The sequence below is a fragment of the Azonexus sp. MM2026_4 genome (assembly GCF_055901855.1).
This window is the reverse complement of sequence record NZ_CM148380.1, coordinates 1,814,503-1,841,450: the sequence shown is the minus strand read 5'-3', so window position 1 is coordinate 1,841,450 and position 26,948 is coordinate 1,814,503. Positions and strand designations below refer to the sequence as shown.

Genomic DNA, 26,948 nt, shown 5'->3' with positions numbered 1-26,948 from the left:
GCTTCCTTGGGGTCAGATACGGCTGGCGACGTTGGCCGACTTGCGGGCACGGCGCGGCAGCAGGGCAAAGGGATCGGCGAGGTCGAGACCGAAGGTCTTGATGCCGGTGATGATGACGTCCTGGGTCAGGCCGAGCGCCCAGCCGGCGGCGACGGCGGCCAGTACGTTGGCGATGGCTTCCGGGGCCTTGGTCTTGCCGATCGCCGGCACGTCGCCGAGGCGGCAGAGCCGGATTTCGTCGGGGCCGCTGCCGAGGCAGATGCGGCCTTCGCTGACATAGACGGCGCGTTTGCCGGTGTCGAGGTGGTCGTTGAGGGCGGGGGCGTCGGTACTGCCGGCGAAGAGGATGGCTTCGCCGTCGCACAGTTCGGCCAGTGCGGCCACCGCCGGGTCGTCGCCGTTGAGGATGCAGTAGCCGCCGCGCAGCACGACGTCGACCTGGGTGCGGTAGGTGGCACGCCAGGTCGTGTAATACTCGCCGCCGGTCGGCTGGATGTCCCAGCGCGAGAGGTCTTCGCCGTCGGGCAGGATGTTGGTGACGATGCCGACCGAGCAGCGGTCGTAGGGCAGGCCTTCGCCGAGGATGACGCGGCCGCCGTTCTCGATCACCGCCGCCTCGACGGCGCGGTTGAGCAGCAGCCGGCGAGCGCCGGCAAAGTTGGCGGCGTCCTGCTTCTGCACCCGGCGCCGACCGAGGAAGACGCCGTCGCTGCAGGCCAGGCCGACGGCGCGACCGGACAGGTGGAGAAGGTGGGCAACCAGGCGGGCGACCGGCGTCTTGCCGCGCGAACCGGCGACGCCGATCACCGGGATGCGGCCGCTCTGGTTGGCGCCGAACAGGTTGTCGACGATGGCGCGGCCGACCGGGCGCGGCTGGCCGACGCCGGGCTTGAGGTGCATGAGCAGGCTGGGGCCGGCATTGACTTCGACGATGGCGCCGCCCTGCGCGGCCAGCGGCTGGGAAATGTCCTTGCACACCAGGTCGACGCCGGCGATGTCGAGGCCGACGATGCGGGCGGCCAGCGCGCAGACGGCGGCGGTTTCCGGATGAACCTCATCGGTGCAGTCGAAAGCGTGGTTGGCGGTGCGCTGGATCAGCACCTCGCGGCCGGCGGCCGGGATTGCGTCGGCGTCCAGCCCCTGGCGTTCGAGTTCCATGCGCGCCGCCGAGTCGATGCGGATCACCGACAGCGGATGCAGTTCGGTCGGGCCGCGGCGCGGGTCGGTGTTGACCTGGCTGTCGATCAGTTCGCGCACGGTGGACTTGCCGTCGCCGGTGACGGTGATCATTTCGCTGCGGTTGGCGGCGACCAGCTTGTCGCCGACGATCAGCAGGCGGTGTTCGACGCCGGGGATGGAGCGCTCGACGAGGACGCCGGAACCTTCATCGACGGCGACCGACCAGGCTTTCTCGATCTCCTCGCGGCTGGAGAGGTCGATGAAGACGCCGCGCCCGTGGTTGCCGTCGACCGGCTTGATGCATACCGGCAGGCCGATGTCTTCGGCGGCTTCCCAGGCATCGGCGGCATCCTTGACTTCGCGGCCTTCGGGAATCGGCACCCCGCAGTCGGCGAGCAGCGACTTGGTGAGGTCCTTGTCGCGCGAGATGGTTTCGGCGATGGCGCTGGTGGCGTCGGTTTCGGCCGTCCAGATGCGGCGCATCGCGGCGCCGTAGCCGAGCTGCACCAGGTTGCCGTCGGCGAGCAGGCGGATCGCCGGGATGTCGCGGTCGTCGGCGGCATCGACGATGCTGGCGGTCGATGGGCCGAGGCAGCAGGAATCGACCATGTCGCGCAGTTCCTCGATGGCGGCGGCGATGTCGAAGGGCGTGTTGTCGATGCAGGCCATCACCAGGTCGCGGCCGAGGTGCAGCGCCTTGCGCGTGACATCGTTGTGCCAGGCGCGGATCACCACCTTGTACACACCGCGCTCGCTGGTTTCGCGAGCCTTGCCGAAACCGCCGGGGAGACCGGCGAGATTCTGCAGCTCCAAGGTCACGTGTTCGAGGACATGGCCGGGCCAGGTGCCTTCCTGGACGCGGCGCAGGAAGCCGCCGCGCTCTTCGTAGCTGCAGCGATGCTCGACCAGCGACGGCAGCAGGGCGACCAGGCGGTCGTAAAAGCCGGGAATGGTGTTGGAGGGGAAATCCTCCAGCTCGCCGATGTCGATCCAGGCTTCGAGCACCTGGCGATAGGTCCAGATGTTGGGGCCGCGCAGTGTGACGATGTCGCGGATGACGATGTTTTTCATGGTGTCGGACTCACAGGAAGCGGTCGAGCAGCCGCCGGCTGTGCCGGTCGAGCGCCGCGACGTCGCGAATCAGGAACTGGATGCCGTGGCTGTCGGCGATCAGCAGGCGGCCGCCGGGCAGGCGACGGATGTCTTCCTCGCCCTTGAGCAGCAGTTCGGCCGGGCCACGGTCGGTGCGCAACTGCCAGGTGCTCGGGCAGGCAAAACTGGAAACCTCGACGATGGCGTCGATCATCGGCATGAACTCGCGGCCGGCGAGTTCCTCCTCGATCAGCGCCCGTTCGGCTGCCGGCAGATCGGCCACGGCGTCGGCCCAGCCGACTTCGTGGCCGTCGCCGCTGAGCAGCGACAGGCCTTCGTCGGGGGCGGCGATGGGAAAGGCGCGCACCGGGACGACGCCTTCGTGGCGCTCGCCGGCGGCATCGATCAGCAAGAGCCGGCCGTAGGCGTCGCGTTGCAGGGAAAATCCGGAATGCGCCATGTTATGCCTCCGCGCCTTCGACGTTGCGCGCCTGCGCCTGATAGAGCTTGTAATAGTGCCCTTCGGCGGCGATCAATGCATCATGGGTGCCGGTTTCGACGACCTGGCCGCGATCCATCACCACCAGCCGGTCGGCCTTCCTGAGCGTGCTCAGGCGGTGGGCGATGGCGATCGTCGTGCGGCCGCGCACCAGGTTGTCGAGCGCCTTCTGGATTTCCTTTTCGGTCTCGGTGTCGACCGACGAGGTGGCTTCGTCGAGGATCAGGATCTTCGGGTCGATGAGCAGGGCGCGGGCGATCGAGATGCGTTGGCGCTCGCCGCCGGACAGCCCCTGGCCGCGCTCGCCGACCAGCGAATCGTAGCCCTGCGGCAGGCGCAGGATGAACTCGTGGGCATGCGCGGCGCGGGCGGCGGCGATGATTTCGGCGCGCGTCGCCTCCGGTTTGCCGTAGGCGATGTTCTCGGCGATGGTGCCGAAGAAGAGGAAGGGTTCCTGCAGCACCAGGCCGATGTGGCGGCGGTATTCGGCGACCGGCACGCTGCGCACGTCGACGCCGTCGATCAGCACGGCGCCCTCGCTGACGTCGTAGAAGCGGCAGATCAGGTTGACCAGCGTCGATTTACCCGAGCCGGAATGGCCGACCAGGCCGACCATCTCGCCCGGTGCTATGGTCAGGTCTACGCCCCGGGTGACGGCCCGGGTGCCGTAGCGGAAACTTGCCTGCTTGAGCGCAATGCGCCCTTCGACCCGGTCGAGATGGACCGGACGCGTCGGCTCCGGCACCGACGACACATGGTCGAGGATGTCGAAGATGCGCTTGGCGCCGGCGGCGGCCTTCTGCGTCACCGAGACGATGCGGCTCATCGAGTCGAGCCGGGTGTAGAAGCGGCCGATGTAGGCGAGGAAGGCGGTGAGCACGCCGACCGTGATGTCCTTGTGCGAGATCTGCCAGATGCCGAAGGCCCAGACGACGAGCAGGCCGATTTCGGTCATCAGGGTGACGGTCGGCCCGAACAGCGACCAGGTGCGGTTGAGCTTGTCGTTGAGCGCCAGGTTGTGCTTGTTGGCGTCGCGGAAGCGTTCGGCCTCGCGTTTTTCCTGGGCGAAGGCCTTGACCACGCGGATGCCGGGGATGGTATCCGCCAACACGTTGGTCACTTCGGCCCAGACCCGGTCGACCTTCTCGAAGCCGGTGCGCAGACGGTCGCGCACGGTGTGGATGAGCCAGGCGATGAAGGGCAGCGGCAGCAGCGTGACCAGCGCCAGCCAGGGGTTGATCGAGAACAGGATGGCCGAAGTCATGGCGATCATCAGCACATCGGTGGCGAAGTCGAGCAGGTGCAGCGACAGGAAGACGTTGATGCGGTCGGTTTCCGAACCGATGCGCGCCATCAGGTCGCCGGTGCGCTTGCCGCCGAAATACTCCAGCGACAGGCCGAGCAGGTGTTCGTAGGTGGCGGTGCGCAGGTCGCGGCCGATCCGTTCCGAAACCAGCGCCAGGATGTAGGTGCGCAGCCAGCCGAGGATCCAGGCCAGCATGGCAGCGCCGAACAGGCCGCCGAGGTAGAGCGTGACCAGGTCGCGGTCGATCGGCTGGCCGTTCTGGAACGGAATCAGGATCTCGTCCATCAGCGGCATGGTCAGGTAGGGCGGCACCAGGGTCGCTGCCGTCGACGCCAGGGTCAGCAGGAAGCCGGTGAGCAGGCGGCCCTTGTAGGGGCGGGCGAAGCGCCACAGGCGCAGCAGCGTCCACGTTGACGGGGCGACCGTTTCGGCGCGCGTGCAGATCGGGCATTCGTCTTCGCCCGGCGGCAGCGGTGCCTTGCACTTCGGGCAGAGGTCGTCGCCGCTACGTTCGATCGGCGTGCCGCTCAGCCGGCTGTCGCGCTGCAGCGCGAACTCGCCGCACAGGCGCAGCGCCGCCAGGTTGCGTCCCATCGTGTAGCGCCAGACGGCGTGTCGGGCATTGTCGTCGACCAGTTCCAGGGTGCCGACACCGGCGTGGTCGTGATGTTCGAGACGCAGGCCGGCAAGCAGCGGCCAGACGCCGCCCTTGGTGTCGGTTGCCGTCCACGCCAGCAGGCGGCGGGCGGTGAGGAGAAGCAGGCCGCGCGTGAAACGCAGTTGGCCGTCGAGATCGGTTTCCAGCCAGGCTTCGACGCGTTCGTCGGGCTCCAGATGTTGATTGACAGTGTTTTGCCAGGCGGCGGGGAGGGCGGGCTGGCGCTCGGGCGACGGAGCTTGCGGTTGCGGCATCAAAGGGCTTGGGGACAAGGTTTCAGCAATAACGCGGCGAATGGCGGACGGTTGACGGTGGCTGCCGTAAAATCGCGACTTTATCCAGTTGCGCGGTCGTCGTGTCGAAAATCGTCATCTTCAACAAGCCTTACGGCGTCCTCAGCCAGTTTACGCCGGAAGGGCGCTGGCGGGGGCTGGTCGACTACATTCCGCTCAAGGGCGTGTATGTCGCCGGGCGCCTCGATGCCGACAGCGAAGGCCTGTTGCTGCTCACCGACGACGGCCGCCTGCAGGCGCGCATTGCCGACCCGCGCCACAAGCTGGTGAAGACCTACTGGGCGCAGGTCGAGGGCGAACCGGGCGAGGCCGATCTCGACCGTCTGCGCGCCGGCATCCGCCTGTCCGATTTCACCGCGCTGCCGGCCGAGGTGCGCCGCATCGACGAACCGCCCGGCCTCTGGCCGCGCGATCCGCCGATCCGCTACCGGGCGGCGATTCCCACCAGCTGGCTGGAAATCCGCATCGCCGAGGGCAAGAACCGGCAGGTGCGGCGGATGGGCGCGGCGATCGGTTATCCTGTGCTGCGTCTGGTGCGGGCGGCGATCGGCCGGCTGACGCTGGCGGATCTCGGGCTCGGCGAGTGGCGCCAGCGCGAGGCGACGATTGATGATTTGCGAGGTTGAAGGAATGAAGAAACTCGGATTGGCCGGTGTCTGCGGCCTATTGCTGGCGGGGCTGGCGGGAGCGGGTGAGGCGATGCCGGTGATCGAGCTGAGCGCCGGTTTCCACCGCATCGAGGCCGAGGTGGCGGCCGAGGACCGCCACCGCCAGACTGGGCTGATGCACCGTGAGACGATGCCGGCGCAACGCGGCATGCTCTTCGTCTTCGCCCAGGCAAACACCCACTGCATGTGGATGCGCAACACCCTGCTGCCGCTCTCGGTCGCTTTCATCGACGGCGATGGTTACATCATCAACATCGAGGACATGGCGCCGAAAACCGAGGACAACCATTGCGCCAAGCAGCCGGCGCGTTACGCGCTGGAAATGAACCAGGGCTGGTTCGCCAAACGCGGCATCGCCCGCGGTACCCGCCTGCGCGGTCTCGAACGCGCGCCGACGCCGCGCTGATGCCGGTCCGGCTCGACTGGCGGGGCAGCCTGCCCGGCGCGGCGCGGCCGTGGCGCGACTGGCTGGCCGAACCGGCATCGCTGACCGCGCGCTGCCAGCGCCACTGCCGGGAATTCCGCGTCCGCGTCCTGGCCCAGGGGCGCGCCCCGGCCCTGGCCGACGAGACGGCGCACGGGCGGCCGCCGGTGCGCGAGGTGCTGCTCGAATGCGACGGGGTGCCGGTGATCTTCGCCGAAAGCGTGCTCGCGGGCAGCCGCTGCGGCCGCCTCGGCCGCTGGTTCGACCGTCTCGGCAGCCGTTCGCTCGGCTCGCTGCTCTTCATCCACCGCGGCTTCCGGCGCGGTGACATCGAATTCGTCCGTCTGCAGCCGCGCGACGCGCTGCACCGCCGCGTCTGCACGGCGCTTGGCCGGCCCCTGCCGGCGCTCTGGGCGCGCCGCTCGCGGCACTACCTCGATGGCGGCAACGTGCTGGTCAGCGAGGTCTTCCTGCCGGCACTGCGCGAACTGCGGCCGGTCGCTTAGCCGGGAATCCCGGTACGCGCCTGCGCTTCGGCGGCGGCCCGGGCGGCCGCCTTTTCCGCCTGCCGGCGCTTGAGGTCGGCGTTCATGTGGGCGTTGCGGCTGAGCGCGAAACTGAGGAAGAACTTGCACCAGATCGTCGATCCGGCAACCGCCATCCAGGTGTCGTATGCCATTTCCCCAGTCAGTACGCCGAGGATCACGGCCAGCGCGATGCTGCCGCAGATCAGGTTGATCGCCGCCTCGAAGGGGGCGTATTTTTCCGCGTTGGGCGGCGGTTCGCCGCGCTTGAGCGCAACTTCCGAGAAATCCTTGTTGATCGCGATGCGCCAGGCGCGGCGCAACCAGTAGAACGAAATCGGGAACAGGGCCAGGAACAGGATCCAGGTCATCGCGACGTGTACGTCAAAAACCATCATCAACCTCGATATTCGTCAAGCCGCGGCGAGCGCCGGGCACTCCGGGAAAAACCCCGCCGGGACGGCCGGCGGGGTTTCCGGGAGCTTACTTCAAACCCGCTCAGTGAGCGCCATTGACCAGCTTCGAGCCGCGCGGGATGCGCACCTGCTCGACCATGTGCTGGATGTGCTCGGGCGGTTCCTTGGTCATCTTGTCGACCACGAAGGCAACGATGAAGTTGACCAGAGCGCCGATCGCCCCGAAGGCTTCCGGCGTGATGCCGAAGAAGCTGTTGGCGCCGCCGATCATGTCGATGAACTCGGTGCCCTTGATGAAGAAGATACCCTTGTGCGCGAAGACGTAGAACAGGGTGACGAACAGACCGGCGAGCATGCCGGCGATGGCGCCTTCCTTGTTCATCTTCTTCGAGAAGATACCCATCATGATCGCCGGGAACAGCGAGGAAGCGGCGATACCGAAGGCCAGCGCAACCGTACCGGCGGCGAAGCCCGGCGGGTTGAGACCGAGGTAGCCGGAGACGACGATGGCGACCGCCATCGAGATCTTGCCGGCGAGCAGCTCGTTCTTTTCGCTGATGTCCGGGTTGAAGACGTTCTTCACCAGGTCGTGCGAGACCGCCGAGGAGATCGCCATCAGCAGGCCGGCAGCAGTCGACAGCGCGGCAGCCAGACCGCCGGCAGCGACCAGGGCGATGACCCAGTTCGGCAAGAGGGCGATTTCCGGGTTGGCGAGCACGATGATGTCGGCGTTGACCGTCAGCTCGTTACCCTTCCAGCCAGCGGCTTCGGCCTTGGCCTTGGCGTCGGCGTTCTTGGTCTTGTCGTTGTAGTACTGGATGCGGCCGTCGCCGTTCTTGTCCTCGAACTTGAGCAGACCGGTCTTTTCCCAGCGCTTCATCCACTCCGGACGCTTTTCGACTTCCAGGCTGGCTTCCGGGGCATAGAGGTCGCCCTTGGCCTTGACGATGTCGGCATTGACGACCATCTTGCCGTTGGCGTCGGTTTGCAGGCCGACCGCCGAGTTGACCGTGCCGTGCAGGTTCAGCTTGGCCATCGCGCCGACAGCCGGGGCGGTCGTGTACAGCAGGGCGATGAAGATCAGCGCCCAGCCGGCGGAGGAGCGCGCGTCCTTGACCGTCGGCACGGTGAAGAAGCGCATGATGACGTGCGGCAGACCGGCGGTACCGATCATCAGCGACATCGTGTACACGAACATGTTCAGCGTGCTGCCGGCCGTCGTCGTCGTGTATTGGCCGAAGCCGAGGTCGGTGACGACCTGGTCGAGGCGGGTCAGCAGGGCGACGTCGGTACCCGACATGCTCGAGCCGAGGCCCAGTTGCGGCAGCGGGTTGCCGGTCAGGTTGAGCGAGATGAAGAAGGCCGGCACCAGGTAGGCGGCGATCAGCACGATGTACTGCGCAACCTGCGTGTAGGTGATGCCCTTCATGCCGCCGAACACGGCGTAGAGGAAGACGATCGCCTGGCCGATGTAGATGCCGGTATCGCTCGAGACGCCGAGGAAGCGCGAGAAGGCGACGCCGACGCCGGTCATCTGGCCGATGATGTAGGTCAGCGAGGCGGTCAGCAGGCAGATCACCGCCACCGTCGATGCGGTCTGCGAGTAGAAGCGATCGCCGATGAACTGCGGCACCGTGAACTTGCCGAACTTCCGGAGGTACGGGGCAAGCAGCATCGCCAGCAGAACGTAGCCGCCGGTCCAGCCCATCAGGAACAGGCCGCCGCCGTAACCCATGTTGGCGATCAGGCCGGCCATCGAGATGAACGACGCAGCCGACATCCAGTCGGCGGCCGTCGCCATGCCGTTGGTGATCGGATGGACGCCGCCGCCGGCGGCGTAGAACTCGGCCGTGCTACCGGCGCGAGCCCAGATGGCGATGCCGATGTACAGCGCGAAGCTGGCACCGACCACCAGGTAGGTTGTGGTTTGAAGATCCATCGTTCTTCCCTCTCAGTCTTCGTGTACGTCGAATTCACGGTCGATATCACCCATCTTCTTCGCGTAGTAGAAGATCAGGATGATGAAGCCGTAGATCGATCCCTGATGGGCGAACCAGAAGCCCAGGGGGTAGCCGCCGAGTTTGATCGTGTTGAACACGTCGACGAACAGGATGCCTGCGCCGAACGAGATCAAAAACCAGACGATCAGGATCTTGGTCAGCAGACTAAGTACTGTTGACCAGTAGTCCTTGCCGCTTTTTTCCATTATTTGTCTCCTCCAGATGATTGGAATGGGGGGGCGGAACGCGGACGCTCCGACCACCCTGTTCTCGAGTTTGGGAGGGAAAACTTACGGCTGACTGACGATTCGTTAATTTTCGTGTAAGTATTCGCGTCAGCGGGGCGCGCACTGGGCGCCGGTGATGAGGACGGGCAGCGTGCTCGACTGGATCACCTTGCTGGCGACCGAACCGAGCAACAGGTTGGCGGTGGCGCCCAGGCCACGGCTGCCGATGATGATGCCGCGCGCCCTGACGGCACGGGCGAAGTCGCAGATCGCAGTTGCCGGATCGCCATGCATCAGCGCATGCAAAGGGACAGTCAGCCCGGCGCCGGACAAGGCGGCGCGGGCGCTCGCGGTAGCTCGCCAGCTACGCTCGGCCAGTTCGTGTTCGGCAGCTTCCTTGCTCAACCAGGGTTCGACGTGGAGCAGGGCGAGGCGACCCGAGGGCATGCCGCGGACCAGGCGGATGGCTTCCTCGACGGCGCGCTGGGCGTGCGTCGAGCCATCGCTGCAGAGCAGCCAGGTTTCCCCGTCGATCTCTGGCGCGACGGGGATGGGGGAAAGACAGAGGTGAACGACGCGTCCCTCGTCGTCGCGGACGACGGAACTCGGCGTGGGGATCGGCTCGGTTGGCATGGTGGAGGCTCCTTCAGGCATTTTGGCGGCGCGACATGAACAGGCTCAGGAGGACGGAACTCAGGATGATGCTGCCGACGATGCCCAGCGACCAGTGGATCGGCATGTGGAACCAGGGGGCGGCGAGCATCTTGCCGCCGATGAAGACGAGGACGATGGCGAGGCCGTATTTGAGCAGGTGGAAGCGGTCGGCCATGTCGGCGAGCAGGAAGTAGAGCGCCCGCAGGCCCATGATGGCAAAGATGTTCGAGGTGAAGACGATGAAGGGGTCGGTGGTCACCGCGAAGATGGCCGGAATGCTGTCGACCGCGAAAACGACATCGCTGGCTTCGATCAGGATCAGGACCAGGAACATCGGCGTCGCCCAGAGGACGCCGGCGCGCCGCACGAAGAAGGCTTCGCCCTGGAACTCCGGGGTGATGCGCAGGTGGTGGCGCAGCCAGCGCAGTAGCGGATTCTGTTCGAGGTCGGGCTGGGCTTCGGCGAGAACCAGCATCTTGATCCCGGTGACCACCAGGAAAGCGCCGAAGACGTAGAGCAGCCAGGCGAACTGGCCGACCAGCCAGACGCCGCCGAGGATCATGCCGGCACGCATGACGATGGCGCCGAGGACGCCGTAGAGCAGGACACGGCGCTGCAGCTCGGGCGGCACCGCAAAGTAGCCGAAGATCATGACGAAGACGAACATGTTGTCCACCGACAGCGACTGTTCGATCAGGTAGCCGGCCAGGAACTCCAGCGCCTTGCGCTCGGCGATCTCGGCGCCCAGGGTCTGGTTCAGGTACCACCAGAGCAGGCCGGCGAAGAGCATCGCCAGGCTGGCCCAGGCGGCGACCCAGGTGCCGGCTTCCCTGACCGATACCCGGTGCGAGCGGCGGCCGCCGAAAACGAAGAGATCCAGGGCCAGCATGGCCACGATGAAAGCGATGAAGCCGGCCCACATGCCGGGGGTGGCGAAACTGTCGGTGCTGATCGTCATGGACGGGAGGGGACCGGAGATTGAAGTGGCGACAGATTACGCCGGCCGGGCCGTCGATCAAGGCTGCGCATTCTTATCAACGTTCAGAAAAAACCGGCGCGCTCAAATAAGAAAAAGGCCCCCGCCGTGGCAGGGGCCTTGCAGTTGGCCGGAGGGCATCCGGCCGGAGTTGTTTTTCTTCTGACTTAGTGGCCGCTGGCGCCGGATGCACCGATACCGGTTTCCGAGCGGACTTCCTGGTCGAGGTAGGCTTCGCGTTCCTTCTTGGCCTGCGCGCTGTTGTCGAGGATCGAGAACAGCCAGATGCCGACGAAGCCGATGGTCATCGAGAACAGGGCCGGCGAGGTGTAGGGGAACCAGGCGGAACCCTTCGGGTTGCCGAGCGTGGCTTCCCAGATCGACGGCGAGACCACGGTCAGCGCAACCGAGGAGATCAGGCCGAGGAAGCCGCCGATCACCGCGCCGCGGGTCGTGCAGTTCTTCCACAACACCGACATGAAGAGCACCGGGAAGTTGGCCGAGGCAGCGATGGCGAAAGCCAGCGAGACCATGAAGGCGATGTTCTGCTTTTCGAAGGCGATACCCAGCACGACGGCGATGACGCCAAGAACGATCGTGGTGATCCGGGAAACGCGCAGTTCAGCAGCCGAATCGGCCTTGCCTTCCTTGAACACGGTGGCGTACAGGTCGTGCGACACGGCGGAAGCACCGGACAGCGTCAGACCGGCAACGACGGCGAGGATGGTGGCAAAGGCGACCGCGGAGATGAAGCCGAGGAAGATGTTGCCGCCGACCGCGTTGGCCAGGTGGATAGCCGCCATGTTGCCGCCGCCGAGCAGGGCGCCCTTGGCGTCCAGGAACTGCGGGTTGGTCAGCACGAAGGTGATGGCGCCGAAGCCGATGATGAAGGTCAGGATGTAGAAGTAGCCGATCCAGGTGGTCGCCCAGAAAACGGACTTGCGGGCTTCCTTGGCATCCGGCACGGTGAAGAAGCGCATCAGGATGTGCGGCAGACCGGCGGTACCGAACATCAGCGCCATGCCGAAGGAGATCGCCGAGATCGGGTCCTTGACGAAGTTGCCCGGGCCCATGATCGACAGACCCTTGGCGGCGGCTGCGGCGGCGACGCCTTCAGCGGTAGCGGCGGGATCGGTCTTCAGGGCTTCGGCCAGCAGGCCCTTGGCGGCCAGTTCGGTCTTGATCTTGACCGCTTCGGCGAACATCGCTTCCGGGCTGAAACCGAAGTGCAGCAGCACCATGAAGGCCATGAACGAGGCACCGCAGAGCAGCAGGATGGCCTTGATGATCTGTACCCAGGTCGTCGCGGTCATGCCGCCGAACAGCACGTACACCATCATCAGCGCGCCGACGATGACCACCGCCATCCAGTATTCGAGACCGAACAGCAGCTTGATTAGCTGGCCGGCACCGACCATCTGGGCGATCAGGTAGAAGGCGACGACGACCAGCGTGCCGGTGGCGGCGAAGGCGCGGATCGGGGTCTGCTTGAAGCGGTAGGCGGCGACGTCGGCGAAGGTGAACTTGCCGAGGTTGCGCAGGCGTTCCGCCATCAGGAAGGTGATGATCGGCCAGCCGACGAGGAAGCCGATCGAGAAGATCAGGCCGTCGTAGCCGTTGGCCATCACCGCGGCGGAAATACCGAGGAAGGACGCGGCCGACATGTAGTCGCCGGCGATCGCCAGGCCGTTCTGGAAGCCGGTGATGCCACCGCCGGCGGTGTAGAAGTCGGCCGCCGACTTGGTCTTGGCCGCTGCCCACTTGGTGATCCACAGCGTGAAGGCGACGAAGATCGCGAACATCGCGATGGCGGTCCAGTTGGTCGCCTGCTTCTCGGCCTGGCCGAGGTCGGCGCCGGCCGCGAAGGCCGTGCCGGCAACGGCGGCCAGGGCGAGCGCGCCGAGGAGTTGTTTGTGCTGCTTAACCATTGCTGGCCTCCTTGACGATTTCCGCCTTCAACTGGTCGAATTCGCCATTGGCGCGGCGCACGTAGATGCCGGTGATGACGACGGTGAACAGGATGACGCCGACGCCGATGGGAATGCCGATCGTGGATACGCCGGTGCTGTTCAGCGGCGTGGCCAGGAATTCCTTGTCGAACGCGATCAGCGCGATATAGCCGTAATAGACGATCAGCATGAGCAGGGTCATGACCCAGCCGTAGTTATTGCGGACCGATTTTAATTGCTGGTATTTTGGATTTGCCCGGATCCGGGCATAAACGTCTTGCGACATCGTCGACCTCCTCGTTTTGTTGTGGCGGTTACGGGATATGTAACGATTTAAATGATCGGCCCGCCACCTTACACAGAACTTAATGAAGTCAACTTAAGAAAAATCCGCAGGATGGCGCTTGTCGGCGTCAGTTGAGCGGCAGTTCGACGCGCACCGTCAGGCCGCCGCCCGGCGTGTCGTCGAGCGCGATCCGGCCATTGTGGTGGCGGACGATTTCGAGCGCGATCGCCAGTCCCAGGCCGCTGCCCGGAATCGACGTGGCGAGACGGCAGAAGGCCGCGAAGACGCGTTCCCGCTCGCTGGCGGGGATGCCCGGCCCGTTGTCGGCAACGCTCAGGCGGGCGCATTCGTCGTCGTGGGTGACGCTGATGTCGATCCGGCCATCGTCCGGGGTATAGCGGATGGCGTTGTCGATCAGGTTGGAGAGCAGCACGCGCAGGGCCTCCGGGTCGCCCACCAGCGCGGTCGGCATCTGCTCGGCGAGGCCGAGGTCGATTCCCTTGGTGGCGGCCAGGATGTCGCATTCGATGATGACGGTTTTCGCCAGTTCGAGCAGATCGACCGTTGTCATTGCCCGTTTGCCGGCAAATTGCGGGTCGAAGCGCGCCAGGTGCAGCAACTGGCTGACCAGGTGTGAGGCCCGGTCGACGCCGGCGCGCAGATTGCTCAGCGCTTCCTGGCGCACCAGCGGGTCGGCTTCGGTGCTGACCACCTGGGCATTGAGCTGCAGCGCGGTGAGCGGCGTGCGCAGTTCGTGGGCGGCATCGGCGATGAAGCGCTGGCGGGCGAGAAAGGCCAGATCAAGGCGTTGCAGCATGTCGTTGAGCGCATCGACGATGACCAGCATCTCGTCGGGGTAGGGCTCGCGGGGAATCGGCGACAGGAAACCGGGGACGCGTTCGCGGATTTCCTGGCGTAGCTGGCGCAGCGGCTGGAAGGCCTGGGCGGCGGCGATGGCGATGAAGCTGCCCATGATGACGACGAGCACCGTGAACGGGACGATCAGCGAACTACCGAACTCGCGGAACCACAGGGCGTGCGAATCGCTCGGATTGGCCACCTGGACGGTGCTGCCGCGATCCTCGATGACCACCGCGTGCCACTCCTGTTCCTGCCAGGTGAAAGTGCTGAAACCCGGTTTCTGGCGCGGTAGCGGCTGATCGGGGCGGGAGGCGAACAGCAGCTTGCCGTCCTTTCCCCAGACCTGGCTGATGATGCTCTGCTGGTGGTTGGAGAGATCGTAGATCTCGGGGTGCATGCCGTGGTGGCGCATCACCGCCCAGGCCACCTGTTCCAGCGACAGGTCGCGGCTGCGGCTGAACTCGTTCCAGGTCATCCGGTAAGTCAGCGCGGTGACGAAGGCGGCGGTGATGATCAGGGTCCCGATCTGCCAGGCGAGCAGGCGGGTGAGAACGGAGTTCACGCCGGCTCAACCAGCTTGAAACCGATGCCGCGGATGTTGCGGATCCATTCCTTGCCCAGTTTCTTGCGCAGGCGGTGCAATTGCACTTCGATCGAATTGCTGGCGATTTCCTCGCCCCAGCCATAGAGGCGTTCTTCGAGCTGGGTGATGCTGAGGACAACGCCGGGAACCTCGATCAGCGCCATCAGTAGGCGGAATTCGCGGTCCGACAGGTGAATTTCCTGGTCGGCCAGCCTCACCTGGCGCTTGCGCGGATCGACGCGCAGCGCGCCGAGGCACAGTTCGCTCTGCGTCCAGCCCTGGGTGCGGCGACGCAGCGCGAAGACCCGGGCGACCAGTTCCTCGAGTTCGAAAGGTTTGACCAGGTAATCGTCGGCGCCGGCGTTGAGGCCGCTGACCCGGTCGTCGAGGCCGCCGCGGGCAGTGATGATGAGAACCGGCAGGCGCTTGTTGCGGTGTTCCAGGCGGGCCAGGATGTCGATGCCGTCGACGTGCGGCAGGCCGAGATCGAGGATCAGCATCCCATAGTCGTGTGCCTGGATCGCGCCGACGACATCCAGACCGTCGCTGACCCAGTCCACGGAAAAATCGTGTTTGCGCAGGCTGGCCAGAATGGCCGAAGCGATCAGCGCGTCATCCTCGGCGAGCAGGATTCTCAAGGGCAATCACTCATTGGAAAAACGGCCCCCGGGATTTGTCCGGGGGCCGTTCGGATTGATGCGTGAGGCATCGAGAAAATGGATCAGCCGGCGAAGTTGGCTTCGACGAAGGACCAGTTGACCAGGTGGTTGAGGAAGGTTTCGACGAACTTCGGACGCAGGTTGCGGTAGTCGATGTAGTAGGCGTGTTCCCAGACGTCGACGCAGAGCAGGGCCTGGTCGCCGGTGGTCAGCGGGGTACCGGCGGCGCCCATGTTGACGATGTCGAGCGAGCCGTCGGCCTTCTTCACCAGCCAGGTCCAGCCGGAACCGAAGTTGCCGACGGCGGAGGTCTGGAAGGCGGCCTTGAAGGCGTCGAACGAGCCCCACTTGGCGTCGATGGCCGCGGCCAGCGCGCCGCTCGGCGCACCGCCGCCGTTCGGCTTCATGCAGTTCCAGAAGAAGCTGTGGTTCCAGACTTGGGCGGCGTTGTTGTAGATGCCGCCGGCCGGGGCCTTCTTGACGATGGCTTCGAGGTCGAGGGCTTCGTATTCGGTGCCCTTGATCAGGTTGTTCAGGTTAACCACGTAGGCGTTGTGGTGCTTGCTGTAGTGGTAGTCGAAGGTCTCGGCCGACATGTGCGGGGCGAGTGCGTCCTTGGCGTAGGGCAGAGCGGGCAGTTGGTGTTCCATTTAGTATTCTCCGTTGTTTGTCAGGGGTGATTTGAAAATTCTAGTCAGCTTCCGGCGGGGCGACAACCTGATCGACCGTTGCCGCCAGACCGCCGCGGGCCAGCCGGATCTGCAGCCGGTCGCCGGGGCGGACCGCCAGGCTGTCCTGCAGCGGCTTCCCGTCGGCATTGCTGACCAGCGCGTAGCCGCGTGCCAGCACTGCCTCGGGGTCCAGTTGTCTGAGACTGCCGGCGAGGTCATTTAGTTTCATTCGTCGTTCGGCGAGTTGCCCGCGGCTGGCTTGTTGCAGCCGATAGGCCAGTTGCGCCAGCGCGTTTTCGCGGTAGCCGGCCTGCGGGCGGCAGCCGGCGGCGCGGCGGGCCAGCGTGCTGAGCGCCAGACGCTGGCGCAGCAGGCCGGCGGCCTGGGCGCGCTGCAGGCGGTCGCTCAGGCGCGCCACGTGCTGGTGCTGGCGGAGCAGGGTCTGCGCCGGGTGAAGCAGGCGTGCCCGCAACCAGTCGAGGCTCTGCTGGTTATCGGCCAGTTGGCGTTGGCCGGCGCGCCGCAGGCGGCGTTGCAGTTCGTCGAGACGTGCCTGCAGCGCGCTGCGCTCGGGCGACAGCAGTTCGGCGGCGGCGGTCGGTGTCGGCGCGCGGCGGTCGGCGGCGAAGTCGGCGATGGTGAAATCGGTTTCGTGGCCGATGCCGGCGACCACCGGCAGCGGGCAGGCGACGATGGCGCGGGCGACCGCTTCTTCGTTGAAGGCCCAGAGGTCTTCGATACTGCCGCCGCCACGGCAGAGGATGACGGCATCGGCTCCGCTCCTGCCGGCGGCGGCCAGGGCGGCGGCGAGGCGTGCGGCGGCGCCGTCGCCCTGCACCGGCGCCGGGTGGATCTCGACGGCGAGGTAGGGGGCGCGCCGGTGCAGCGTGCTCAGCACGTCGCGCAGCGCCGCCGCCTGCAGGCTGGTGACGATGGCCAGGCGGCGCGGGTAGGCTGGCAGCGGGCGTTTGCGTTCGGCGGCGAAGAGACCTTCGCCGTCGAGTTGCGCCTTGAGCCGCAGGAAGCGTTCGTAGAGGTCGCCCTGGCCGGCACGGCGCAGCGATTCGACGGTGAGTTGAAACTCGCCGCGCGCTTCGTAGAAAGAAACCAGCGCGTTGGCTTCCACCTTCTGCCCGTTCTCCGGGCGCCAGCCCAGGAGCTGCGCCCGGTTGCGCCAGATCACGCAGCGCACCTGGGCATTGCCGTCCTTGAGCGAGAAATAGACGTGGCCGGAGGCTGCCCGCGTCAGGTTGGAAATTTCGCCGCCGACCCAGAGCAGCGGGAAGGCGGACTCCAGGCAGTCGCGCACCAGGCGGTTGAGCGCGCTGACGCTGAGCACGGAGTTATCGACAGGCAGCTGGGGGGAGGGCATGGCTGCATTCTACCTGCGGAAGTCTTTTCCCGGTAGGCGCTTGACATTTCTGTTGAATTTCAAGTTGTTGATTTTAGGTAATTTTTATTCTATGCCTCGTTTTGTGGCAGGGCAGGCGAAAGCCTTGTTTCTTGCGGGTTTGCGGCGACTGATGACAGCTCTTCCACAGACTTATCCACAGCTTTTGGGGATAAGCCGCGGCGGCCCCGGAAAATCGTCGTGCTTGCCCCTGCGGCGCCGGGGAGGCAGAATTGCGGACTGAATTTTCCCCAAGGACATCGTCAAGTGTTTGAAATCGTCAAAGCGGCCGGCTGGCCCATCTGGCCTCTGTTGCTGGCCTCGGTCATCTCCATGGCGCTGATCATCGAGCGCCTGATCAGCCTGCGCCGGGCGAAGATCGTGCCGGCGGGCCTGTTGCAGCGGGCGGTCGGGGAATTCCGGCGCGGTGCCGACAATGGCAAGCTGCTCGAAGAGCTGGACCGCCACTCGCCGCTCGGTCGCGTGCTGGCGGCAGGACTGCGCAACGTGAACAATTCCCGGGAAGTGATGAAGGAATCGATCGAGGAAGCCGGTTCGGCGGTTGCCCACGAGCTCAACCACTACCTGACGACGCTTGGTACCATCGCCTCGATCAGCCCGCTGATGGGGCTGTTCGGCACCGTCATCGGGATGATCGAGATCTTCGGTTCGCAGGCGCCGGGCACCGGCAACCCGCAGCAACTGGCGCACGGCATCTCGATCGCCCTGTACAACACCGGTTTCGGCATCTTCATCGCGATTCCCAGCCTGATCTTCTGGCGCCATTTCCGGGCGCTGGTCGATGGCTTCGTAGTCGAGATGGAGCAGCAGGCGGTACGCCTGGTCGAAGTGATGCACGGCGACCGGAAGTAAGCGATGAATTTCCAGCGCGGACGCGGCCGCGAAGAGCCGGAAATCAACCTGATCCCGATGATCGACGTGCTGTTGGTGATCATCATCTTCCTGATGCTGACGACCACTTACTCGAAGTTCTCCGGCCTCGAGATCAACCTGCCGATGGCCGACGTCGCCCAGGAAAATCAGCAGCCGAACGAGATCGATGTCGCGGTCACCGCCGCCGGTCAGATCCTGGTCAACAAGGCGCCGCTCGCCAGCGGCGAGATCGAGGCGATTTCGGCGGCGCTGCAGCAGGCGGCAGCCGGGCGCAAGGAACCGGTGATCGTCATCAACGCCGACGCCAAGGCGACCCACCAGCGCGTCATCGACGTCATGCAGGCCGCGCAGTCGGCGGGCTACCCGCACATCTCCTTCGCCACCCAGTCGCCCGAGTGATGCTCGCCGGCTGGTTGCAGCGACACTGGTACGAACGCCGGCTGATGCCGGCGTTCTGGCTTCTGCTGCCGCTGCTGCTGCCGCTCAACCGGCTTTTTGCCGGCGTTGCCGGCTGGCGGCGCCGGCAGGCGCGACCGCAGCGCTTGCCGGTGCCGGTCGTCGTCGTCGGCAACCTGACCGTCGGTGGCGCCGGCAAAACGCCGCTGACGCTGTGGCTGGCCGGCCAACTGGCGGCGCGCGGTTTTCGTCCCGGCATCGTCAGCCGCGGCTACGGCGCTGCAGCGGCCCAGCCGCGTCCGGTGCTGGCAGCGTCAACGCCGGCCGAAGTCGGCGACGAACCCTTGCTGCTCGCCCGGCGTAGCGGCGTGCCGGTGTGGGTCGGCCGCGACCGCGCCGCGGCCGGCCGGGCGCTGCTGGCGGCGCATCCGACGGTCGACCTGCTGCTTTGCGACGACGGCCTGCAGCATTACCGGCTGGCGCGCGACGTCGAGATCGCCGTCTTCGACCGGCGCGGCGCCGGCAACGGCTGGCGCCTGCCGCTGGGGCCGCTGCGCGAGCCGCTGACGCGGCTGGCCGAAGTCGATGCCGTGGTCGGCAACGATTTTGCCGCGGCCGACCTGGCCGGCGGCCGGCCGGCGTTCGCGATGACGCTGCGCGCCGGCGACTTCTACCGCCTCGACGATCCGGCAGTCCGCTGCGTCGCCGCCCAGTTGCGCGGCCGCCCGCTGCACGCGGTGGCCGGGATCGGCGATCCCGGGCGCTTTTTCCGGACGCTGGCCGGCCTCGGCCTGGACTGCGTGCCCCATCCCTTCCCCGATCATCACGCCTACGCGGCCGGCGACCTCGCTTTTGGCGACGACGCGGTGCTGCTGATGACCGAGAAGGATGCAGTAAAATGCGCCGGACTGACGGCGGCGGAGACCTGGGTTCTGCCCGTCGACGCCGATCTGCCGCCGGCATTGACCGATTTGATAGTGGAGAAACTCCGTGGACGCCCGATTGCTTGAAATACTCGTCTGCCCGATCTGCAAGGGCCCCCTCGACTACCGCAAGGCGGCGCAGGAACTGGTCTGCAAGCCGTGCAAGCTGGCCTACCCGATCCGCGACGACATCCCGGTCATGCTCGAGGACGAAGCGCGGCCGCTGGGCGCCGACGAAGCGTGATGACGCCGGCGTTCAAGATCGTCATCCCGGCGCGTTACGCGTCGAGCCGCCTGCCGGCCAAGCCGCTGCTCGATCTCGGCGGCAAGCCGATGGTCGTCCGCGTCGCCGAGCGGGCGCGGCTCGCCGGCGCCGAGGAGGTCTGGGTGGCGACCGACCATCCCGCGGTGCGCGCCGCCTGCGAAGCGCACGAAGTCGCCGCGCTGATGACGCGCACCGACCACGCCACCGGCACCGACCGTCTGGCCGAAGTGGTGGCACAGCGCGGCTGGAGCAACGACACCATCGTCGTCAACGTGCAGGGCGACGAGCCGCTGATCGAGCCGGCAGTCATCGTCCACACCGCGCGCCAGCTCGCCGCCAGTGGTGCCGACATTGCCACCGTTGCGCATCCGATCGCCGAGCCGGCCGATTTCTTCAATCCCAACGTGGTCAAGGTGGTCTGCCGCGCCGACGGCGATGCCGCCTATTTCTCGCGCGCCCCGATCCCCTATGCGCGCGACCATTTCGCCCGCGAGGGCGGCGGCGCCAGCCTGCCCGACGGCCTGCCGGCGCTGCGCCACGTCGGCCTCTACGCCTACCGCGCCAGTTTTCTGAAGGCCTACGCCGGGCTGGCGGTGGCGCCGACCGAGCAGTTCGAGGCACTCGAGCAACTGCGCGCCCTGTGGCACGGCTACCGGATCAGCGTCGCCCTGGTGGACGCGGCGCCGGCGCCCGGTGTCGATACGCCCGAGGACGCCGAGCGGATGCGCAAACTGTTTGACCGTGCCTGAATAAGCAGGTAATTTCGGCCGTCTAGAGAACGGCGCCGCAACAGCCGACAACAAGAATTTTCATACGTAACCAGAGGGACTTCTCAATGAAATTGATTCTTTTGGGCGCACCCGGCGCCGGCAAGGGTACGCAGGCCAAGTACATCTGCGAAAAATTCGGGATTCCGCAGATCTCGACCGGCGACATGCTGCGCGCCCAGGTCAAGGCCGGCACCCCGCTCGGCCTGGAAGCCAAGAAGCACATGGACGCCGGCGGCCTGGTCCCGGACGCCGTGATCATCGGCATGGTCAAGGATCGCCTGCAGCAGGACGACTGCCAGAACGGTTACCTGTTCGACGGCTTCCCGCGCACCATCCCGCAGGCGCAGGCGATGAAGGATGCCGGCGTGTCGATCGAGTTCGTTCTGGAAATCGACGTTCCGGACAGCGACATCATCGAACGCATGGCCGGTCGCCGCGCCCACCTGGCTTCGGGCCGTACCTACCACGTCAAGTTCAACCCGCCCAAGGTCGAGGGCAAGGACGACGTCACCGGCGAGGACCTGGTCCAGCGCGACGACGACAAGGAAGAAACGGTCAAGAAGCGGCTCGATGTCTACCACTCGCAGACCAAGCCGCTGGTCGATTTCTACGGCAAGTGGGCAGCCGAGGGCGATGCCGCGGCGCCGCAGGTGCGCAAGATCGCCGGTGTCGGCAGCGTGGACAACATCACCGCGGCGGTTTTCGACGCCCTGAAGTAAAACCATGGTGGCGAGGAACGCCTTCTACGCGCAGTCGGGAGGCGTCACCGCCGTCATCAACGCGACGGCGTGCGGCCTGATCCAGGAAGCACGCCGTTTGCGTCTGCAACATCCGGCGCGGATCGGCAAGGTCTACGCCGGCCACGACGGCATCCTCGGCGCACTCACCGAGGAACTGATCGACACCGATCTCGAGACCGACGCCGACATCGCCCGCCTGCGCTACGCGCCGGGTGGCGCCTTCGGTTCCAGCCGCTACCACCTCGGGCCGCTGGCCACGCACCGGCGCCATTTCGAACGGCTGATCGAGGTTTTCCGCGCCTACGACATCGGCTACGTCTTTTTGAACGGTGGCGACGGCAGCATGGGCGCCGCCTGGCACCTGTCGCAGACGCTGGCCGGGCTCGGCTACCCGGTGCAGGTGATCGGCATTCCGAAAACCGTCGACAACGACCTGGTGCTGACCGATACCTGTCCCGGTTTCGGTTCGGTCGCCAAGTACGTGGCGACTTCGATGCGCGAGGCCGGCTTCGACGTCGCCTCGATGGCGCGCACCTCGACCCGCGTCTTCATCCTCGAAGCGATGGGTCGCCACGCCGGCTGGATTGCCGCCGCCGCCGGCCTGGCCAGTGGCCACGAAGGCGAACCGCCGCACCTGCTGCTGTTTCCCGAGGTCCGTTTCGACGCCGAAGGTTTTCTCGCCCGCGTCGAAGCCTGCGTGCAGCGTTTCGGCTACTGCACCATAGCCGCCGCCGAAGGCCTGTGCGACGAAGGCGGCTGCGAGATCGGCGCGCTGCCGCAGAGCGAGTTGCCCAGCCATACCCGGGCCGGCGGCGTTGGTCGTTACATCGCCGAGCTGATCCATGCCCGGCTCGGTTACAAGTACCACCTGGCGCTCGCCGACTACCTGCAGCGGGCGGCGCGCCATCTTGCTTCCGGTACCGACGTCGAGCAGGCGCATGCGCTGGGCGTCGCCGCCGTCGAGCGGGCGCTGGCCGGGAAGAGCGACATCATGCTGACCCTGCGCCGCCTGGCCGACCGGCCCTACCGCTGGGAAATCGGCGAAGTGCCGCTGACCGCGGTGGCCAACCGGGAGCGGCGGATGCCGGCCGAATTCATTTCCGCCGACGGCTTCCATATCACCGACATCTGCCGGGCCTATCTTCAGCCGCTGATCGCGGGCGAGGACCCGCCGCCTTTCCGCGACGGTCTGCCCGACTACGTACACCTCGGCAATCATCGGGTTCCCCGGCGCTTGCAGGCTTTTGTGCCCTGAGGCATGCTCGCGGGGTGACGCCGTTTGCAATGTTTTGCATTTGGCGTGACGCTGAAAGGTAGAATCGGGCAACCATACAAATAACATGAAGGGCGACCCCAGGGATGAGCATTTCCGTTGAAGCGGTAAAAACCGGAATCCGGGCGGATTTGTTGCACCACGATCCCCTGCTTGACTGCCTGGTCGAACTGACCCGTATTCATGGGCGTCCTGGCACCCGGGCGGCATTGGTCGCCGGGCTACCGCTGGAAAAAGGCATCCTCTCGCCGTCGTTGTTCCCGCGTGCCGCCGCCCGCGCCGGTCTTTCCGCCAAGCTGTCGCGGCGGCCGCTGGAGCGGATCGATGCCGTGTTGCTGCCGGCCGTCCTCATGCTCAATGGCGAAGAGGCCTGCGTTCTGCTCGGTTGGGACGAAAGCGGCGAGAACGCCCGCCTGCTGTTCCCGGAAACCGGGCAGGGCACGGTCGTCCTCGGCCGGGTCGAACTCGCCGCACGCTATACCGGGATCGCCATCTTCGCCCGGCCGCATTTCCGCTTCGACAAGCGCACGCCGCAGGTCGGCGAGATCAAGCTGCGCCACTGGTTCTGGGGCGCCATGGCCGACCAGTGGCCGGTCTATCGCGACGTACTGGCCGCCGCGCTGCTGATCAACGTGATGGCGCTGACCATGCCGTTGTTCACGATGAACGTCTATGACCGGGTGGTGCCCAACCGGGCGATCGAGACGCTCTGGGTGCTGGCGCTCGGGGTCTCGCTGGTGATCGTCGTCGATCTCGTGCTGCGCACCCTGCGCGGTTATTTCATCGATCTCGCCAGCGCCCGCATCGACATGCAGTTGTCGGCCAAGATCATGGAACGCGTCCTCGGCGTGCGCATGGAAGCGCGGCCGGCGGCAGTCGGTTCCTTCGCCTCCAACCTGCGTTCCTTCGAATCGGTGCGCGACTTCATCACCTCGGCGACGGTCACCACCTTCATCGACCTGCCGTTCGCGCTGCTCTTCCTGCTCGTCATCGGCATCATCGCCTGGCCGCTGATCTTCCCGGTGCTGGTGGCGATGGTTCTGGTGACGGTGTACGCCTACGTGCTGCAGCACAAGATGCACGAGCTTTCGGAAACCACCTACCGCGCCGGCGCCTTGCGCAACGCGACGCTGATCGAGAGCCTGACGGCGCTGGAGACGATCAAGACGCAGGGCGCCGAAGGCGTCATGCAGAACAAGTGGGAAAAGTCGGTGGCCTTCGTCGCCCGCGTCAACAACCAGATGCGCTTCCTGTCGGCGGCGGCGACCAATGGCGCAATGGAAGTGCAGCAACTGGTCAACGTGGTGGTCGTCATCGTCGGCGTCTATCTGATCAGCGAAGGCATGCTCAGCATGGGCGGCCTGATCGCCTGCACCATGCTGTCGTCGCGGGCGGTGGCACCGCTCGGCCAGGTGGTCGGGCTGCTGATGCAGTATCACAATGCCAAGGTGGCGCTGACTTCGCTGGAGCAGGTCATGGCCAACCCGGTCGAGCGCCCGAACGACGCCAATTTCGTCCACCGGCCGGAATTGCGCGGCAACATCGAGTTCCGCGACGTCGCCTTCAACTATCCGAATACCCAGGTGGCGGCGCTGAAAAGCGTCAATTTCTCGATCCGCGAGGGCGAGAAGGTGGTTGTCATCGGCCGCGTCGGCTCCGGCAAGACGACCCTGCAGAAACTCCTGATGGGCCTTTACCAGACGACCGGCGGCGCGGTCAGCATCGACGGCGTCGATGTCCGCCAGCTCGATCCGGCCGACCTGCGCCGCAACATCGGTTACGTGCCGCAGGACGTGACCTTGTTCTACGGCACCATGCGCGACAACATTTCGATCGGTGCGCCCTTCGCCGACGACTCGGCGATCCTGGCGGCGGCCGAAGCGGGCGGCCTGACGGAATTCATCAACCGCCATCCGGACGGTTTCGAAATGATGATCGGCGAGCGCGGTGAATCGCTGTCCGGCGGCCAGCGCCAGGGCGTGGCGATCGCCCGTGCCTTCCTGATGGACCCGCCGATCCTGCTGCTCGACGAGCCGACCAGCGCGATGGACTTCTCGTCGGAGCAGCAGTTCAAGCAGCGCCTGAAGACGATCGCCGCGCACAAGACGGTGATCATCGTCACCCACCGCAACAGCCTGCTCGACCTCGCCACCCGCATCATCGTCATCGACGACGGCAAGGTGGTCGCCGACGGTCCGCGCGACCAGGTCGTCCAGGCGCTGCAAAGCGGCCGTATCGGGAGGGCGTCATGAGTCGCTTGAAAGCCTTCCTGAGCGCAGTTCATGCCTGGCTCGAGCGGGTGGCGCAGCGCGCCCGGCCGCGCGTCGAGCGCCTGCTCGGGCGCTTGCCCAACCGCGAGGAAATCGAGGTCGTCGATTTCGCCACCGACGCCGACCTCGCCATGCTGCGCCAGGAGCCGTTGCGGGCGCGGGTGTTGCTGCGCTCGATCATCTTCGTTTTCGTACTCTTCGTCGTCTGGGCGGCCTTCGCCCGGCTCGACGAGGTGACGCGCGGCGAAGGCCGGGTCATCCCGTCGCGCCAGGTGCAGGTGCTGCAGTCGATCGACGGCGGCCTGGTTTCGGACATCGAGGTGCGCGAAGGCGACATCGTCGAAGAGAACCAGTTGCTGATCAAGATCGACGAGACGCGCTTCGTTTCCTCGGTCAAGGAAAACCGCGCCCAGTACCTCGGTCTGTTGGCCAAGGCAGCGCGGCTGCGGGCGATTTCCGAGGGCAAGGATTTCGTGCCGCCGGCCGAAGTGACCAAGGAAGCGCCCGACATCGTTCTCCAGGAAAGCCAGCTCTTCCTCGCCCGCCGCAGCGAACTCGACGCCGCGGTATCGATCGCCCGCCAGCAACTGGCGCAACGTCAGCAGGAACTGAACGAGGCGACCGCCCGCCGGGCCCAGGCGTCGCAGGGCTTTGACCTGACCTCGCAGGAATTGGCGCAGACGCGGCCGCTGATCAATTCCGGCGCCGTTTCGGAAGTCGACCTGCTGCGTCTGGAGCGCGACGTTTCCCGCTATCGCGGCGAGCGCGACATGGCGTCGGCGCAGATCACGCGGACCCAGGCGGCAATCTCCGAGGCGCACCGCAAGATCGAGGAAGTTGAACTCAGCTTCCGCAACGAAGCCGGGCGCGAACTGTCGGAGACGATGACCAAGCTGAGCGGCCTGGCCGAGGGCAGCGTCGCCCTTTCCGACCGGGTCAAGCAGTCGTCGATCCGCTCGCCGGTGCGCGGCGTGGTCAAGCGGCTGCTGGTCAACACCGTCGGCGGCGTCGTCCAGCCGGGCAAGGACATGATCGAGATCGTTCCGCTTGAGGATGCGCTGCTCCTGGAAGCCCGCGTCCTGCCGCGCGACATCGCCTTCCTGCGGCCGGGGCAGCCGGCCATGGTGAAGTTCTCCGCCTACGATTTCGCCGTCTATGGCGGCCTCGAAGGAACGCTGGAGCACATCGGCGCCGATACCGTGACCGACGAGAAGGGCAACGCCTTTTACCTGGTCCGCGTGCGGACCAACAAGCCCGGCTTTGGCGACGCCAACCTGCCGATCATTCCCGGGATGGTCGCGGAAGTTGATATCCTGACCGGCAAGAAGAGCGTCCTGACCTACCTGCTCAAGCCTGTCCTGCGGGCGAAGAGCGTCGCCATGACGGAGCGTTGATGAACCATCTGATCGTAGACCGGGAAGCCCGGATGTTGCCCAACTGGCGCGATGCGATGCCGGCAGCGGCTGTCGTCTCGCGGCGGGCGACCGCCGGCGGCGACGGCAGCGGGGCCGGCATCCGCTGGTGCCGTCTGCGTACCGGGGAAAAACTGGCCGACGTCCTGCCGCATCTGCCGGCCGCCTTGCCCGGTTACCGGACGGTGATCCTGGCCGACGAGCCGAGTGATGCGCTGACGCTCGAGAGCCTGTCCGCTGGCGCTTCCGGCTGCTGCAATACGCACGCGGCGCCCGAAGTGCTGAAGCAGGTCGCGCTGGTGGTCACCAACGGCGGCCTGTGGGTCGGCCAGTCGCTGCTGCAGCAGGTCATCGGCAATACCACCCGGGCCCTGGCGCAGCGTGCCAAACCGGCGGCCGACGATCCGCTGCCCGGGCTTTCCGAGCGCGAGCAGCAGGTGGCCAGGCTGGTGGCCGCCGGGGCCAGCAACAAGGAAATCGCCGATCGCCTGCAGATCGCCGAACGCACCGTCAAGGCGCACCTCACCGCGATTTTCGAGAAGACCGGCGCCCGCGACCGGTTGCAGTTGTCGCTGCGCATCAACGGCGTCAACCTGTAGCCCGCAAACCCCCGCCGGGAGCGCCCTGGCGGGGATTTGCGACATGCCATTGACAACTGTACTTTTGTTCAATAGTCAAGCTCCTTGTCAC

Annotated in this window: 27 protein-coding genes; 13 read left to right on the top strand and 14 right to left on the bottom strand. The window is 66.1% G+C overall.

The features are described from left to right. Nucleotides 1–12 precede the first annotated feature (12 nt). From AC0KWY_RS08445 to AC0KWY_RS08435, 3 genes are read right to left on the bottom strand one after another with little or no spacing between them, the layout of a single operon-like run. A complete protein-coding gene (locus AC0KWY_RS08445) occupies nucleotides 13–2,250 on the bottom strand; it encodes a cyanophycin synthetase (RefSeq protein WP_474029197.1) in 2,238 nt (745 codons plus the stop codon). A gap of 10 nt (nucleotides 2,251–2,260) precedes the next feature. Beyond that, on the bottom strand, nucleotides 2,261–2,731 hold the full coding sequence (locus AC0KWY_RS08440) for a cyanophycin metabolism-associated DUF1854 family protein (RefSeq protein ID WP_474029196.1): 471 nt from the start codon (nucleotides 2,729–2,731) through the stop codon (nucleotides 2,261–2,263). A gap of 1 nt (nucleotide 2,732) precedes the next feature. After that, nucleotides 2,733–4,988 (bottom strand): cyanophycin metabolism-associated ABC transporter, encoded by a 2,256-nt coding sequence (locus AC0KWY_RS08435; RefSeq protein ID WP_474029195.1) that lies wholly within the window; start codon nucleotides 4,986–4,988, stop codon nucleotides 2,733–2,735. A gap of 101 nt (nucleotides 4,989–5,089) precedes the next feature. Between AC0KWY_RS08435 and AC0KWY_RS08430 the strand changes: the two genes are divergently transcribed. The 3 genes from AC0KWY_RS08430 to AC0KWY_RS08420 are packed head-to-tail and all read left to right on the top strand — an operon-like array spanning nucleotide 5,090 to nucleotide 6,625. Beyond that, on the top strand, nucleotides 5,090–5,653 hold the full coding sequence (locus AC0KWY_RS08430; protein WP_474029194.1) for a pseudouridine synthase: 564 nt from the start codon (nucleotides 5,090–5,092) through the stop codon (nucleotides 5,651–5,653). A 4-nt stretch (nucleotides 5,654–5,657) separates the two neighbouring features. After that, the gene (locus AC0KWY_RS08425) at nucleotides 5,658–6,101 is read left to right on the top strand and encodes a DUF192 domain-containing protein (protein ID WP_474029193.1); all 444 of its coding nucleotides are present in this window, start codon (nucleotides 5,658–5,660) and stop codon (nucleotides 6,099–6,101) included. Beyond that, a complete protein-coding gene (locus AC0KWY_RS08420) occupies nucleotides 6,101–6,625 on the top strand; it encodes a chorismate--pyruvate lyase family protein (RefSeq protein WP_474029192.1) in 525 nt (174 codons plus the stop codon). Before AC0KWY_RS08425 ends, AC0KWY_RS08420 begins: the two co-directional genes overlap by 1 nt. Here the strand turns inward: AC0KWY_RS08420 and AC0KWY_RS08415 are convergent. The 11 genes from AC0KWY_RS08415 to xseA form a co-directional block, all read right to left on the bottom strand. Further along, nucleotides 6,622–7,038: a hypothetical protein gene (locus tag AC0KWY_RS08415; protein WP_474029191.1), complete on the bottom strand. Its 417-nt coding sequence runs from the start codon at nucleotides 7,036–7,038 to the stop codon at nucleotides 6,622–6,624. The genes AC0KWY_RS08420 and AC0KWY_RS08415 overlap by 4 nt on opposite strands. 103 nt (nucleotides 7,039–7,141) lie before the next feature. Beyond that, nucleotides 7,142–8,998, bottom strand: a complete 1,857-nt coding sequence (locus AC0KWY_RS08410) for a sodium:solute symporter family protein (protein WP_474029190.1) — start codon at nucleotides 8,996–8,998, stop codon at nucleotides 7,142–7,144. Between the two features lie 12 nt (nucleotides 8,999–9,010). After that, complete coding sequence (locus AC0KWY_RS08405; RefSeq protein WP_474029189.1) at nucleotides 9,011–9,265, bottom strand: DUF4212 domain-containing protein; 255 nt, start codon at nucleotides 9,263–9,265, stop codon at nucleotides 9,011–9,013. 129 nt (nucleotides 9,266–9,394) lie between these two features. Beyond that, nucleotides 9,395–9,919, bottom strand: coding sequence for a universal stress protein (locus AC0KWY_RS08400; RefSeq protein ID WP_474029188.1), 525 nt, complete (start codon nucleotides 9,917–9,919; stop codon nucleotides 9,395–9,397). Nucleotides 9,920–9,932: 13 nt separating this feature from the next. Next, on the bottom strand, nucleotides 9,933–10,898 hold the full coding sequence (locus AC0KWY_RS08395; protein ID WP_474029187.1) for a TerC family protein: 966 nt from the start codon (nucleotides 10,896–10,898) through the stop codon (nucleotides 9,933–9,935). A gap of 185 nt (nucleotides 10,899–11,083) precedes the next feature. After that, nucleotides 11,084–12,844 (bottom strand): cation acetate symporter, encoded by a 1,761-nt coding sequence (locus tag AC0KWY_RS08390; protein WP_474029186.1) that lies wholly within the window; start codon nucleotides 12,842–12,844, stop codon nucleotides 11,084–11,086. Then, on the bottom strand, nucleotides 12,837–13,151 hold the full coding sequence (locus AC0KWY_RS08385) for a DUF485 domain-containing protein (RefSeq protein ID WP_474029185.1): 315 nt from the start codon (nucleotides 13,149–13,151) through the stop codon (nucleotides 12,837–12,839). The genes AC0KWY_RS08390 and AC0KWY_RS08385 overlap by 8 nt, the downstream gene beginning before the upstream one ends. Nucleotides 13,152–13,278: 127 nt before the next feature. Continuing rightward, on the bottom strand, nucleotides 13,279–14,574 hold the full coding sequence (locus AC0KWY_RS08380; RefSeq protein ID WP_474029184.1) for a sensor histidine kinase: 1,296 nt from the start codon (nucleotides 14,572–14,574) through the stop codon (nucleotides 13,279–13,281). Then, entirely contained in the window at nucleotides 14,571–15,233 is a 663-nt protein-coding gene (locus AC0KWY_RS08375) for a response regulator (protein ID WP_474029183.1), read from the bottom strand. The genes AC0KWY_RS08380 and AC0KWY_RS08375 overlap by 4 nt, the downstream gene beginning before the upstream one ends. An 83-nt stretch (nucleotides 15,234–15,316) precedes the next feature. After that, nucleotides 15,317–15,904 carry a superoxide dismutase gene (locus AC0KWY_RS08370; RefSeq protein WP_474029182.1) on the bottom strand — a complete coding sequence of 196 codons (588 nt, stop codon included), beginning with the start codon at nucleotides 15,902–15,904 and terminating at the stop codon, nucleotides 15,317–15,319. 40 nt (nucleotides 15,905–15,944) lie between these two features. Further along, the gene (gene xseA, locus AC0KWY_RS08365; protein WP_474029181.1) at nucleotides 15,945–17,297 is read right to left on the bottom strand and encodes an exodeoxyribonuclease VII large subunit; all 1,353 of its coding nucleotides are present in this window, start codon (nucleotides 17,295–17,297) and stop codon (nucleotides 15,945–15,947) included. 285 nt (nucleotides 17,298–17,582) lie between these two features. Here xseA and AC0KWY_RS08360 point away from each other — a divergent pair, with 285 nt between their 5' ends. The 10 genes from AC0KWY_RS08360 (at nucleotide 17,583) to AC0KWY_RS08315 (ending at nucleotide 26,857) form a co-directional block, all read left to right on the top strand. Further along, on the top strand, nucleotides 17,583–18,188 hold the full coding sequence (locus AC0KWY_RS08360) for a MotA/TolQ/ExbB proton channel family protein (protein WP_474029180.1): 606 nt from the start codon (nucleotides 17,583–17,585) through the stop codon (nucleotides 18,186–18,188). 3 nt (nucleotides 18,189–18,191) lie between these two features. Continuing rightward, nucleotides 18,192–18,608, top strand: coding sequence for an ExbD/TolR family protein (locus tag AC0KWY_RS08355; protein ID WP_474029179.1), 417 nt, complete (start codon nucleotides 18,192–18,194; stop codon nucleotides 18,606–18,608). Next, entirely contained in the window at nucleotides 18,608–19,615 is a 1,008-nt protein-coding gene (lpxK, locus tag AC0KWY_RS08350; protein WP_474029178.1) for a tetraacyldisaccharide 4'-kinase, read from the top strand. Before AC0KWY_RS08355 ends, lpxK begins: the two co-directional genes overlap by 1 nt. Beyond that, nucleotides 19,596–19,772: a Trm112 family protein gene (locus AC0KWY_RS08345; protein ID WP_416693585.1), complete on the top strand. Its 177-nt coding sequence runs from the start codon at nucleotides 19,596–19,598 to the stop codon at nucleotides 19,770–19,772. Before lpxK ends, AC0KWY_RS08345 begins: the two co-directional genes overlap by 20 nt. After that, nucleotides 19,772–20,542, top strand: a complete 771-nt coding sequence (gene kdsB / locus AC0KWY_RS08340) for a 3-deoxy-manno-octulosonate cytidylyltransferase (protein ID WP_474029177.1) — start codon at nucleotides 19,772–19,774, stop codon at nucleotides 20,540–20,542. Before AC0KWY_RS08345 ends, kdsB begins: the two co-directional genes overlap by 1 nt. Nucleotides 20,543–20,628: 86 nt before the next feature. Next, nucleotides 20,629–21,282: an adenylate kinase gene (gene adk, locus AC0KWY_RS08335; protein WP_474029176.1), complete on the top strand. Its 654-nt coding sequence runs from the start codon at nucleotides 20,629–20,631 to the stop codon at nucleotides 21,280–21,282. A 4-nt stretch (nucleotides 21,283–21,286) separates the two neighbouring features. After that, nucleotides 21,287–22,558 (top strand): 6-phosphofructokinase, encoded by a 1,272-nt coding sequence (locus tag AC0KWY_RS08330; protein WP_474029175.1) that lies wholly within the window; start codon nucleotides 21,287–21,289, stop codon nucleotides 22,556–22,558. 104 nt (nucleotides 22,559–22,662) lie between these two features. Beyond that, a complete protein-coding gene (locus tag AC0KWY_RS08325; RefSeq protein WP_474029174.1) occupies nucleotides 22,663–24,828 on the top strand; it encodes a type I secretion system permease/ATPase in 2,166 nt (721 codons plus the stop codon). After that, the gene (locus tag AC0KWY_RS08320) at nucleotides 24,825–26,240 is read left to right on the top strand and encodes an HlyD family type I secretion periplasmic adaptor subunit (RefSeq protein WP_474029173.1); all 1,416 of its coding nucleotides are present in this window, start codon (nucleotides 24,825–24,827) and stop codon (nucleotides 26,238–26,240) included. Before AC0KWY_RS08325 ends, AC0KWY_RS08320 begins: the two co-directional genes overlap by 4 nt. Continuing rightward, nucleotides 26,240–26,857 carry a response regulator transcription factor gene (locus AC0KWY_RS08315; RefSeq protein WP_474029172.1) on the top strand — a complete coding sequence of 206 codons (618 nt, stop codon included), beginning with the start codon at nucleotides 26,240–26,242 and terminating at the stop codon, nucleotides 26,855–26,857. Before AC0KWY_RS08320 ends, AC0KWY_RS08315 begins: the two co-directional genes overlap by 1 nt. The last annotated feature ends 91 nt before the right edge of the window (nucleotides 26,858–26,948 follow it).